Consider the following 13,259-nt stretch of genomic DNA (forward strand, 5'->3'; position numbering starts at 1 on the left):
GATATGAGGGTTAGGTGGATGATTCATTAGACTTCTTTCGAAACTAGACAATGATGTAGAATGCTGTTATAAATATCTGATTTGGAGTAGTAATGAAATTCGATCAGATTAAAGAGTTAGAAGATGATGGTGCTAGGCAAAGCGGGTAAATTACAGTTGGTGGGAATCCAATCTACGCAAAGTTTAGCCAACAGTGTAGAACCAAATTTCACACATAGGGAGGTAACGAATTATGTGAAGCTGAGAGGAGGGATGTAGTGGGTTGTAACGCAAGTGAAGGATATAAGCTCTTTAACTCGGCTAACTGCAACTTTAACACAGAATAATCGCAAATGCTATACCCTAAGGTTGAAGCTTACCACCAAAGTGTGTTTATGTTATTACATAATGCGTAGTATTTTGTTTGGTGCTAATTTCCTCAATTTGATTATCCAATTTAGGGCATATAAGATTTTATTATTTTTGTTGTTCTACTAATAATTTAAGACATTTTTGTATATACTCCTTATAATCGGCTTTAGTTTTTAATCCTAATTTAGAATAATCATCAAGATTCAAGCCTTGATTAGATGTTAATTCAGAATGTAAAGATTTAGCTAATGCATTTTGTAAATCATATGACAAATTACTAGATTTGTCCTGCTCAATAATTGGTACATTAACATTAGATAAAGCATCATCTGTACGTGGAATCTCTAAAGACAGTATATCACCAATATCTTCTGCATCAGCATCACGCTTTGTTAACGACGGTAGGTTCCATCTTTTTTGAATAGTTTTTAAAATGCTAGTATGATCAAATGGTATATTTCCTTTAGCTCGACATACTGTACCAGGTTGAATTCTAGGAGAAATGGCAATAGTTGGTACTCGTACCCCGAATCTATTAAAACCAAAGCTATACTCTGCTTTATCTCCTACATATTGATCTGGAGGAGTAGCATTATCTAGTGGAGATACATGATCATAACACCCGCCATGTTCATCATATGTGATGATTAATAAAGTATCATTCCAAATTGGGCTATTACGTAGCGTATAATAAACATCATACATTAATTTTTCTCCTCGAGAGACATCCAAAGTACCAGGATGTTGACTATTAGACGCTGTTCCAAATCCTAAGTCTGGTTCTAACCACACGTAAGATGCTAAGGTTCCATTATTCACAGCTTGCTGAAAATCTTCAAAAACTCCAAAATGGTTTGGTGATGCATTTATGGTATCAGGATACATTACTCTAGCAAACGGGTAATTAGAATCATACCCATATATACTCCAACTAATGTTGTGCTTTGACAATAATCCAAAAATACTAGGAGCGTGCAATAGGGCATGTGTATTCTCTAGACAACCGTTACTAGTAGCTGCACAAGCAAAATTTCTATTAGGGAAGGTCTGAGATGGAACAGAAGAAAACCAACGATCAAAAACTACATATTGTCTTGCAAGACTAGACATTACTGGTAGTGCTTCAGGAGCAAACATGCCCATAATATTTCCTTCAACTGTTCCAGGTATAGATGGATAACCATCCAATGAATATTCTAACATCGCAACAGCAAAATCTTTAACAAACCCACCATTGTTAGCAATAACAGGAGTATCAGCAGTAGGATGAGGAGGAAATTCTGTGTTAAACAATTGCATATTGGTATGAAAGTATCCTTCTCCTGGATCAGCCCCAGGCATAGTATACCATTGATGACGATCAGGTGTAATTTTAAATACATTTACCTTATTACCTTTTGTGTCATAGTTAAACTCATTACCAGTTAATCCTTCAAATGCTTGACCACTAGGAGATTTATTTCCTTGATCAGTATAGAGAAAACCTAACATATGATCAAAAGAACGATTTTCCATCATTAAAACGATAATGTGTTTTATTTCATTTAAAAAATTATTGCTCATAATAACTCTTAATATTATTTAGTATATTTATTACTCCCAAAGTAGTATAGATTGTCATAGATACAGTTATTTTCTACTGTGATAGCTTACATATTACTGATTGATATTAAGGTTTATGCATATTCTACTTTTTGTCAACTAATTATTTTGGTATTTGTCACTAGGGCAGTTTAAAAGTCATAACTAATGATAGAAAAGTTTGTTTTTTAAATGCATAAATGTCATTGCAAGAAGTCGAAAAGCAGCAACGTGGCAATCCAAAAATTGCAGTGGCAAAAAATAAAACAGCAAGCTGTTTATTTGGATCGTCACGCCACTTTGTGGCTCGCAATGACAACTAATTTATTTATGCATCAAGTTAATTCTTGAAATAATATTTGGGGCATTATATTATTCCCCAAATATCAACCTTATACTACTTCACTATGCCTTTTACAGCTTATTCCCCTCTCTCTTTAAAAAGTTATAGGACGCTATGAGTAAAAAATAAAACTATTGAAATAGCCAAAAAAATGTTAGCTAGTGGGTCAGACTTGCCTTTATCTCTACTATTACAGGCATTGACAAGGATTTTATTATTTTTTCAAAATAATTCTTGATCTTAAGTAAGAAATATAAATTAAACAATATAGGATTACTATGAGTAATAATTTTTTAAATGAAATAAAACACATTATAGTTTTAATGATGGAAAATCGTTCTTTTGATCATATGTTAGGTTTTCTCTATACTGATCAAGGAAATAAATCTCCTAGTGGTCAAGCATTTGAAGGATTAACTGGTAATGAGTTTAACTATGATACAAAAGGTAATAAAGTAAATGTATTTAAAATTACTCCTGACCGTAATCAATGGCATACTATGCCTGGATCTGATCCGGGAGAAGGATATTGGCATACAAATGTACAATTATTTGGTAAATCTTCTACTAGGAATATAAATATCAACAATAGTGGCTTTGTTAAGGATTTTGGTGTTGCTATCTTAGAATCTGCAGTAGATGGCTATTCGCATATAGCTGGAACAGTTGAAGCAAATATTATGGGCATGTTTACCCCTGAAACTCTACCAGTTATCTCTACTCTTGCAACAAAATATGTAGTTTTTGATCATTGGTTTGCTTCTGCTCCATCTCAGACCTTTCCTAATAGGAACTTTGCTTGTGCTGGTACTACTAACGGTTATTTAGATAATACCAAGTTTATACTTAATGCTCCTACTATTTTTGGATTATTATCAAAGAATAACATTAGTTGGAGTATATACGGGTATGATTCTGATTATCCACTTGCAAGGTCCATGTATCCTGATACTAAAAGTGCTTCACTAGATCATTTTGGAGTTTTTGAAGATTTTCAACAAGCTGTTAATAATGGGACTTTAGCATCTTATGTATGGTTGGAACCAGATCTAGGTTTTGGAAAATCAGCTAATGATCAGCATCCTGGTACTTTTGATGTATCTCGAGGAGAAAAATTAATGTATGATGTTTATTATACGCTACGTAATAGCCCAATTTGGAATGATACTTTATTAATCATCACATATGATGAACATGGCGGGTGTTATGATCATGTAGCTCCACCAAATAATGCTACTCCTCCAGATCATTATATAGGTTATAATGCGGAATTTAATTTTCATTTTAACAGATTTGGAGTGCGAGTACCGACTATTGCAATTTCTCCTAGAATTCAACCTGGTACAGTATGTCGAGCTAAAGGAAATATACCATTTGATCATACTAGCATTTTAAAAACTATTCAAAAAAGATGGAACTTACCGTCGTTAACAAAGCGTGATGCTGATGCAGAAGATATTGGTGATATACTGTCTTTAGAGATTCCACGTACAGATGATGCTCTTGCTGGTATTACTCCACTTGTTTCTCAGGACTATTCTGATAATTTACCTGATGTGCCTTACGATCTGCAAGTCACACTAGCTCAATCTTTACATTCTGAGTTAATATCTAATCAAGATTTGAAGCTTAATGGTTACTCTAAATTAGGATTAAAAACTAAAGATGATTATAAGCAATATATACAAAAATGTCTTAAGTTGTTAGTAGAACAAGAAAAATCTAAAATATCAAATTAAAAATAAAACGGTTCACATCAGTTGTAAATGTTAGAAAAATTAGGTATAGTCAAAAAAGATATAGCTATGTCATTTATTGTGTGATTTATAGACCTTGTTACAAGCTAATTGTCAGATAAAATTACGACTTATCTTTTAGTACTTAATATATTTTTTTGTTTAATAGCAGATTTAAATTCTTGGTCATATTTGTAATTCTGTATAGCAAAAGTTTCTTTTGAAGAATCATAACTTTTATGTACTTCTTCTATAGAAGGAATAGTATGTCCGAGTTCTTTATATTTCTCCCATGGAGTTCTACCATGCAGAGAACTATGCAAGCGATGCTTATTATAATACTCTTCCCAAATCATAAGCTTACTCTGAAGCTCTTGATCCTTAGGATCAGTGCTACTATAAAATTCGTCTAAATCTGTTCTTTGTGATCTTTATATTGGTATAAATTATTAGCGATTTTACAAACGTCCATTTGCAGCACCCTTTCTCCTGGAATCTTAGAACTATAACGTTTAATTTGTTTACGATAATGACGTTTTAAATTCAACGGAGCTACATTATGTTTTTTAAGCACTTTATGTATAGTAGCTGTAGAAAATGAGATACCATATAAACGCTTTAATTCACTATGAATGCGTCGTGATCCTAGATTCCTTCTTTCCTTAACTTAAATAGACCTTATATCTTAAGAATGTGTTATAAGTAATTAAAGAGGGTGACTTGAATAGACCTTGACTAAAATAGTCGCTAAGAGAATAAGTACCCTCTTTTTGGTAGTTTACCTTGAACAAATTGCAGAAGGTGGTCTTAAAAAGAGCAGCCTTGCACAATAAGAAGAAGGAGATTATATCATGAATAAAATAATAGGTCTAGACGTAAGTAAAAACTGGCTTGATATATGTGTATATAATACAAGAGATAAACCTAAATATCATCGTTTTGCCAATGATGCAGCTGGTCATGAAGAGATGATTAAATTAGCAAAAGAGCAAGAGATTAAGCTAATAATATGTGAACCTACTGGAGGATACGAAGCTGAGATTTGTCAAAAGCTGGATAATAATAACCAACAAATACATAAGGTCAATACATATAGTTTTAATTCTTTTAGTAAATCGGTGAATTTGTGTAAAACTGATAGGAAGGACGCATTTAAATTAGCATATTATGCGGATAAGATGCAGCTTTCAGCGAATTATATATATCAAGTTGAATCAGAGACTTTGAAGAGATGTCAGCAAAGACAAGAAGATTTAGTATTAATGCTTAGCAATGAAAAGAAAAGACTACATCATAGCATTGATGGTATTGATAAAGAGAGTATAGAAAAACACATTAGATATCTTTCGAAGCTCTACTTCTGCTGGTAATTTATGCGTCGATCCGGTACTCGAATCCTCACGTACATTTAGTACGCTGCGGTTCTGCGTTCCGTGTCTCCTACAAATTCCCTAGCATAAGCGAGTTTCGAAAGATATCTATTAAATTTTTACAAAATGAAATAGCTGAGCTTGATAAAAAGTTAAACAAAACAATAGATGAGTCAGAAGAGTTAAAAGAGAAGGTAAAAATATTAGAGACTGTACCTGGTATACTGCTCGTAAATGAAGAGTTGGTAGACGATAGTATAACTTCAAGAAGAGCTAGGAGTGTCAAAGTCGAGCAGCAGAGCGTACATGAGTAACGGAGCAGCGGATATCTTTAGACACGACGATGCCAATTCTTGAAGTTCACCGAGTATATTGGTAAATGTTTAGCTACAAAACTAATTAGTTTTGTACCTGAATTAGGGGATAAAAATTATAGTAGCAATGAATTGTCATCAATTGTTGGTATAGCTCCATATGCTCGTGATAGTGGTTAATAAGCAAGGACGAAGATTTATTCGAGGAGGCAGGAAAATACCTAGAGATGCTTTATACATGGCAGTATTAGCTGGTAAGAATGGTTTCCAATATTTAAAAAATTTATATGATAGGCTTGTTAATAATTTTAAACCTAAGAAAGTTGCGATAGTTGCTTGTATGCGTAAGTTACTTGAAGTGTGCCATAAACTTATTCAACAAAAACGTGTTTTTGTTATTAAATAATATTTATCTATTTTTATAAAATTTAGATAAAAGATAATTGCTATCGAAGCCAATAGCCATTTACCAAACATATATGAAAAACTGGGACAGCTATTTTTTAACAAGGGGGAATATGCTAAGGCAATTGACTGTTATAAAGTAGTTAATGACGAATTTAGTATAGAAGAGTGCTGTAAATCATGGTTAAAACAAGAGCAAAGGAACATGATTTTTACAATTATGAGCTGGTAACTGAAGAATTTACCAACAATTTACTTAACGACTTAAAATGTGATTTATACTGCTAAAAGATTGCAAGGCAGTTTTGCTGCAAATATACGTTTTACCAAGTCCGTTGGGATTTTTAATTAATATCTGTTAAAACCCTAGTTTAAAAAAAGACCTTAATTAGTTATCCAATATTTTTTTAAATGAACACAATTATGATAATTAGGCGATGTTGTCACGAGATATAATTCTATATTGAATCAAACTTATCTATACTATATCATATTTTTATCAAAATAGCATATTACCACATTTTATTAAACTTAATCGGTAAAATAATTTATTAAAATTTAACTAAAAACTTTGGTATCAGAATATAAATATAATTGAATAATATGATAGTTGAACTTTCAAACACTAATACACATCTCAAGGGAGCTGATACTGTTAAGGAGAGTAATAAGCTGCCTAAAATGCTAGTAGGTACGGATGAATTCTATGACTTAGTAGTTAATAGTGATGTATTTGTTGATAAAAGTCTAATGATCAAAGAATTATTAGAAGATAGCGGTAAGGTTATTCTAATCACTCGACCAAGACGTTGGGGTAAGAGCTTGAACATTGATATGATTAGGAGGTTCTTTGAAATTGAAGTAGATGAAAAAGGCAAGCCTTTACCACTAGAACAAAAGATAAATAACAAACTATTCCTTGGAGGTACAGTAGATTTAGGCTTTGATGAAACTAGAGAGTTAAAGTCCTTAAAAATTGCAGACATAGCAAGTAGCATGAAACGCCAAGGGCAATATCCGGTTATTTCTATAAGTTTTAAGGATGTTAAGGGTAGTAATTACCAAGACATTGAGAACGGGATAAAAGAACAGGTTATAAGATTGTTCTCTAACCATCGCTATTTAAAGCATTATATAGCAGAAGATGCAAATTTGTTAGATGATGTACAAAAGGAGAAGCTAAACCGATATTTCACAGGGAATCTTGATCAAGAAGACATAAAGACTAGTTTACGTTTTTTAAGCGAACTACTGTTTAAACATTTTAACCAAAAAGTCTACATATTGATCGATGAATATGATACTTCTATCAATAGTTCCTATATTAAATTTGGCAAAAAATCAGAAGAATTTGAACAAGTACTTGAACTATTTCGCGGGATGTTTGGCAGCAGCCTAAAAGGTAATAGTTGTGTAGAAAAAGGAGTAATAACTGGCATATTACGGGTTGCTAAAGCTAACTTGTTCTCAGACTTGAATAATGTTACTGAATATACTTTACTTGATGATGATTTCTCTAAGTTCTATGGCTTCACTCAAGCAGAGGTAGATGATTTGCTTACAAAAGTACCGCTCGACACTAATACTGAACAAATTAAGGATTGGTATAATGGTTATACATTTGGTGGAGAGGTAATTTACAATCCGTGGTCACTAATGCAATGTTTAGCACACAAAGGTAAGCTTGATCATTATTGGCTAGATAGTGGAGGAACGGGGCTAGTTGATAAGGCATTATTGTCAGATGAGATGCAGGAAGATTTACAGAACTTAGCTGCTGGAAAAAGTATTATATCACCTATTACTAAACAAATTAGTTTTGCTGACATCAATAAGCCAATAGGACTATTTAGTTTGTTATTATTTAGTGGATATTTAAACCCTACAGTTCAAAATTCAGAAGAAAATATATATGAATTGTCAGCACCAAATCGGGAAGTAAGGCACATATATAAGGCACGGATGCTCCAATGGGTTGCTAGCCAGTTAAAAATTGATAGCTCTAGATATTATTCGTTTATTAGTTTATTGCCAACAGGTAAAGTAGAGGAATTTAAAGAGCGTTTACAAGAATTGTTGCTAAATTCTACTAGTTTTCATCAAACAGGAGAGAAAAAGGCAGAATTATTTTATAGCGGCTTTATGCTTGGTTTAATTAATATGTTAGCACCTAGTTACATAATAGCAAGTGAACAGGAGTCAGGAAGTGGCAGAGCTGATGTGATCATGATCCCCAAAGCTGGTAAAGGAGATAAAGCAATTATTATTGAGTATAAGATCGCTAAAACTACAGAAGATTTAGTCTCAGTAGCTAAAATAGGATTGAACCAGATTATAGATAAACAATATGATGTAAAAATAAGGCAGTATCAATATGTTAAGCAAATACTCAAAATTTCTATAGCTTTTTGCGGTAAGAATGTGGAATTACAATACCAAGTTACAGAGCTTTAGTAATAGACTGTAAGTGTTTGAATAACTAATAATTTTACGTCTATCGTGGTTCTGAAATTGTCCACTACGCCCCGCCAATCCCTATCAGGGGTTCAGGATTTTCTTACTTTACTAAAAATTTCATATGTAATTCATATGTAACTTCTCAGACAAATTTCCTGAAATTTGACCTACAAAAAAATCTATTCGTAGAAAATACCAGTGTAATATAGTTCAGCTCTTTAAAGACTTTTTCCCATAACCCTTTTATATAGGATTAGCTATATTGCCATTGCTATTACCGCTATAAGCTGTAAGTTTTTGGGTAATAGCAATCACCAATAAAAAAACTGAATCTTTGAGTGCAGGCAAACTAGGTTTACCTAGTTTGCCCAAGTGCGGGTAGAGGGATTCTAAAAGCAAATGCTAAAACCTAACTTGTAACTACATAGTTTATTTTATTGGCAAGCTTTATATAGGCAGCAGAATGCTCCTTAAGTGGGTTGTTTAGGTAGGGTAGGTGGGTGAAGAAAAGAGAGGTAAAAAAAGAAAATGGTTTATCTAAAAAATAGCTATAGGTGGAAAATATTAATTGATTGTAAAATAAACGGACTGTATAAATTTAAGAAAAAGTAGCTATAATTTTATTGAACTGGTAGTAAGTTAAACGTATTACAAATTACTTTATTAAAAGTAATTTTTTTGTAATAATAACTGCAAGCGTGAAAATTGGTACTCCTAATTAACAAGTTGTTTCTGAATTTTACAAAGATTATTTTTATGCATTTATTACTATTTTAATTATGGAAATTTTAGTGGGGGCTGAGATAGATTTATTTGTTCCTAGTTTTCCAGAAATACAAACTATCTTTAATATTTCTACTTTTGAAGTAGAGTTATTACTTGGAGTAAACTTTATAGGACATTGTATTACTTCCTTGATTGTTGGAAATTTAGGAGATAGATTTGGTAGAAAAGCAATTATTATTATAGGTTTAATAATATTTGCGAGACCTAGGAGTACCTATTCAACAATTTGGTTTTTATCAAGGAGTTATGGCGGCAGTATGTTGCATTGGCAATTTTTCTAGTAGTTATTTTTTGAAAAGATTTGGACAAAAAAAATGTTTATTTTTTGGTGTTTTAATGCTTAGTGCATTTATTATTTCTGCTATAATTTTAGTGACGTACAAGATTAATGATCCATTAATAATAACTATAGTGATCCAATTAATTGCTATTGGAATAATATTCCCTTGTAATATTTTATGGCCTTTAATGTTAGAAACTATACCAAATGCTAAGGGTAGGATTACTGCTGTAGCAATGTCAGGAAGATTTATTGTTACTGCAATATGTGTACAATTGATTAGTTATTTTTATCATGGCACTTTTCTACCATTAGCAATTGTCATGGGTATTACTATAATTATTACGTTAATTACTTGTTATAAATTATTACAAGAATATAAAATACTTAATTAACCTGAATTGATAAAAAAACGACATAATAATTTATGACAAAAAATAATTTTATTCTGAGAGTAGCGATTCGATATTTTCAAGGTAAGAAAAATAAACATGTTATAAGAGGGTACTTAATTTTGTCTTAGACTCTTTCACCTATCAAGTTACCCTCTTATAACTACTTATAACATGTTTTTAAGATGTAAGAACCTTAATGTTTAATTGTTCTTGCTCCACAAATCCATGTTATATTGTTTGCAATATTCAAACATATCAACTGTGTTAGGATGGTGTATGCCAAATTCCTTAATTTGTGGCTTGCCAAAAAATTTATAATTATATAAATCTTTGCTTTTACAAGCGGCCTTTGATCCATGATTATACAAATCACTTACTTGGGCAATATTCTTGCTTTTGTCTTTATATAAGTAATGATATATGGTAAAAGCTTGCTTGTAAGATTCTATTGCTTGTTTAATATTATTTTGAGCAAACAAAATATCTCCTTGTACTACATAACTTTTTGCTAAATTTAAATCTTGCAAATAATGTGCTGTCTGAGTTTTTTTATATTCATTTGTTGAAAATATTGCCATAGCTTTATTAATGTGTTTAAATGCTTTATCTACTTTACCTAAGCCTAGCTCACTTTTTGCCATTTGTGTATAAATACGGCTAAACACATAGCTCCCTTTTTGTATAGATTTTTGAATGTCATATAATTGTCTAATTTGATCATAAGCTTCTTGATACCTACCAAGACAATTTAGTATTACTGCTTTACTTAAATAACTACTAGTAAAATATGCACTATTAGGAGATGTGCCATTTTTTATGCCAAGTTTAATAATTTTATTATAATAATCTAAAGCTTCATCGTATTTGCCGTGCAAAAAAGATAAATAGCCTTTTAAATTATACATAACCGATATATTCGATTCATTCACTCCTAGTTGATCCATTTGCTTTATATATTGTCCAGTAATTTCAGTATTGCCTAAAGATGCATGAGATCCTGCTATATTTGAAATAAGACTAAGTTTTGTGAAACTGTTGTCATCATTAATTTGATCTAAAACTTTTAATGCTCTAGTACTATATGAAATAGTTTCTTCATAATTTGTCAGTAAAGCATTATATACTGATATGATATGCAAGTACCTAGCATAACGCTCTTTTTGGTATTCAGACATTTTATGTAGCTTAAATTCTTTCTTTTGATCTTTATGCTCAAACCAATCGACCATTTGTTTTGCTTTATAGAAATTATGAGAATTTACATATATAGAAGATAATTTACTTCTCAAATCAAGCATTGAATATAAATCTATATGGTATTTTCTAGAATTATTTAAAAGAATAGTTAAATTCTCGACTATAGTATTTGCCGTCATCCAAGAATATTGGAAATGTATATTGTTTGATTTGGGAAGTTTAATAATAATATTTTCTAAATATATTTTATTACGTTTATCACCATTTAACTCCATTATTTTATTACTAATTATATCATGCATCTCAAAAACAGGGTTATCTTCGTTAGAGTCAATATTGCTAATTAACATGAATTTGGATAATTGATATATATCATCATTGAGAGTATCAGGATTATCAGTGATAGCAGTAAGTAATTGTTTTGAGAAACTTTGATTGTTCAGTAAGGCTATTTTGTTAAGTAACTGGACTGTACTAGGTTTTAGTTCCTTAATGACCATGTTAATATTGGTTGTTATTTTGTCAGTTGATTGGTAAATTTTCTTTTTATACTCCTCTTTATCTAATCCTTTGATTTTATTAAGTAATTGTACTCCTTGCACAATAAGTATTGGATACCCTTCAAAAGATTTGATTAAAAATTCCATGGTATAGTCATCTTTATTATCCAATAAATTACTAGCTAAAGCTATAATAGTCCTCTTATCAAATAAAGTCATCTCTATCGCATAAGGTAAAAGTTCTATATCTTGAGAGCAGAATATCACATTTCCATTATGTTCCCAATCAACAAAATCTTGCACTTTTGCATTTTCATTCACTTTTAGATTATCAAATATTAACAACCAATTATTAATAGAAGTTAAATATGATAATACCTCCTTCTTAGCTGAATCAGCATTCTCGGATATATGAGTCTGCCTAGTACTATTTAGCTGCTTAGCTAACTTAACAAATTGTTCGTTAAGATCAAGGTTGCAATCAAAAAACCAAATAAGGTCGTAATTATTTTTATTTTCATAACTATACATCCTAACTAGCTGAGTTTTACCTATTCCACTGATACCTACTATACTTGTTTGCTTATATTTACTTAAATTTTCCTTAAGAGTCTTAAGTTGTTGCACATGATTTACGAAATAACTAACAGGAGTAATCAAATTACTCACTTGTTCTTGAGCAAAAATATTACTATAAATAATTAGTAATATGAATAATGTTAAAAATTTTTTCATCCACTAAGCCTCTGTGTAATCTATTTTATTAATTTCCTTGTAGTATACTCTATTTTATAGAGCCACTAATAGATATAGTATAATTTTATAGCAAAAATTTTACTATTTTCTGCATAAATTAAGATATTTTTTATTCACATGGTTAAAGCAACAGGAGATAGAGGGTGTCTTAATACATCTATATTCAGGGAATGAAAGTAGGTGGTTTTTAGAAATATATCTAAAATTATCAATATCCGACGCTCATAAAGAATATGAAAATGTAATGAAGAAATTCCCAATTTAAAGTAAAGTAGGTGGCTGGTTGTTCATTTTCTGACACTCTGGCTAGTCCCAAGGGTATCTATTAATTTATAATATGATTGATACTATAAAAGATTCAATTTGCTGTATACTCCTTTCTAACAAAAGAGCAATTAAAATCAATTTATTGCAAGCTTTTTAGTGGAGAAGATGGTAAAATAATATTAGAGGATTTAGCTCAAATGAGTGGTATATATCGCAGCAATTTTGTTCGGCAAGAAAGTGAGTACACTGCCTTTCTATAAGGACATCGGGCGTTGTTCCTATATATGCTCGCAGGCTTCAGAAGATGAGGGAGTTAATAATATCGATGGTGCTAAAAATACTAATGAATCAGATAAATAATGGTGATATTTAGTAATAGACTTACTGCATAAGTCAATCTAGTTGGTGATTTTGTCGTCGAAACTCGCCTCCGCTCCTCACGTACGTCTGTGTACGCTGCGGTGCTCGGCTTCGTTTCTCCTAAAAATCCCTCAACTATCTTTGATTTATGCAGCAAGTCT

Annotated in this window: 10 protein-coding genes and 2 pseudogenes; 7 read left to right on the top strand and 5 right to left on the bottom strand. The window is 31.4% G+C overall.

The window, feature by feature from the left end; translation table 11 throughout:
• Positions 1-456: 456 nt before the first annotated feature.
• Positions 457-1,914: an alkaline phosphatase family protein gene (locus AAGD36_RS01720; RefSeq protein ID WP_341755676.1), complete on the bottom strand. Its 1,458-nt coding sequence runs from the start codon at positions 1,912-1,914 to the stop codon at positions 457-459.
• Positions 1,915-2,553: 639 nt separating this feature from the next.
• Here AAGD36_RS01720 and AAGD36_RS01725 point away from each other — a divergent pair.
• Entirely contained in the window at positions 2,554-4,014 is a 1,461-nt protein-coding gene (locus tag AAGD36_RS01725) for an alkaline phosphatase family protein (RefSeq protein ID WP_341755677.1), read from the top strand.
• A 128-nt stretch (positions 4,015-4,142) separates the two neighbouring features.
• Here the strand turns inward: AAGD36_RS01725 and AAGD36_RS01730 are convergent.
• A pseudogene (locus AAGD36_RS01730) lies at positions 4,143-4,382 on the bottom strand (IS481 family transposase); the annotation flags it as partial.
• 38 nt (positions 4,383-4,420) lie between these two features.
• Complete coding sequence (locus AAGD36_RS01735; RefSeq protein ID WP_341755678.1) at positions 4,421-4,585, bottom strand: hypothetical protein; 165 nt, start codon at positions 4,583-4,585, stop codon at positions 4,421-4,423.
• A 277-nt stretch (positions 4,586-4,862) separates the two neighbouring features.
• Between AAGD36_RS01735 and AAGD36_RS01740 the strand changes: the two genes are divergently transcribed.
• From AAGD36_RS01740 to AAGD36_RS06940, 5 genes and pseudogenes are all read left to right on the top strand, one after another.
• Positions 4,863-5,381: an IS110 family transposase gene (locus tag AAGD36_RS01740; protein WP_341755679.1), complete on the top strand. Its 519-nt coding sequence runs from the start codon at positions 4,863-4,865 to the stop codon at positions 5,379-5,381.
• 353 nt (positions 5,382-5,734) lie between these two features.
• Positions 5,735-5,875 carry a hypothetical protein gene (locus AAGD36_RS01750; RefSeq protein ID WP_341755680.1) on the top strand — a complete coding sequence of 47 codons (141 nt, stop codon included), beginning with the start codon at positions 5,735-5,737 and terminating at the stop codon, positions 5,873-5,875.
• Positions 5,856-6,101: a hypothetical protein gene (locus tag AAGD36_RS01755; protein ID WP_341755681.1), complete on the top strand. Its 246-nt coding sequence runs from the start codon at positions 5,856-5,858 to the stop codon at positions 6,099-6,101. Before AAGD36_RS01750 ends, AAGD36_RS01755 begins: the two co-directional genes overlap by 20 nt.
• Positions 6,102-6,703: 602 nt before the next feature.
• Positions 6,704-8,554 (top strand): AAA family ATPase, encoded by a 1,851-nt coding sequence (locus AAGD36_RS01760; protein WP_341755682.1) that lies wholly within the window; start codon positions 6,704-6,706, stop codon positions 8,552-8,554.
• 782 nt (positions 8,555-9,336) lie between these two features.
• Positions 9,337-10,018 (top strand): annotated as a pseudogene (locus AAGD36_RS06940) (MFS transporter).
• Positions 10,019-10,218: 200 nt separating this feature from the next.
• Here AAGD36_RS06940 and AAGD36_RS01775 read toward each other — a convergent pair.
• Positions 10,219-12,450 carry a tetratricopeptide repeat protein gene (locus AAGD36_RS01775; RefSeq protein WP_341755685.1) on the bottom strand — a complete coding sequence of 744 codons (2,232 nt, stop codon included), beginning with the start codon at positions 12,448-12,450 and terminating at the stop codon, positions 10,219-10,221.
• A 525-nt stretch (positions 12,451-12,975) separates the two neighbouring features.
• Between AAGD36_RS01775 and AAGD36_RS01780 the strand changes: the two genes are divergently transcribed.
• The gene (locus AAGD36_RS01780; RefSeq protein WP_341755686.1) at positions 12,976-13,098 is read left to right on the top strand and encodes a hypothetical protein; all 123 of its coding nucleotides are present in this window, start codon (positions 12,976-12,978) and stop codon (positions 13,096-13,098) included.
• Here the strand turns inward: AAGD36_RS01780 and AAGD36_RS01785 are convergent.
• Complete coding sequence (locus tag AAGD36_RS01785; protein ID WP_341755687.1) at positions 13,079-13,255, bottom strand: hypothetical protein; 177 nt, start codon at positions 13,253-13,255, stop codon at positions 13,079-13,081. The two genes, AAGD36_RS01780 and AAGD36_RS01785, sit on opposite strands and share 20 nt — an antisense overlap.
• Positions 13,256-13,259: the final 4 nt, after the last annotated feature.

This window comes from Candidatus Tisiphia endosymbiont of Ptychoptera albimana (genome assembly GCF_964026605.1).
GTDB lineage: Bacteria > Pseudomonadota > Alphaproteobacteria > Rickettsiales > Rickettsiaceae > Tisiphia.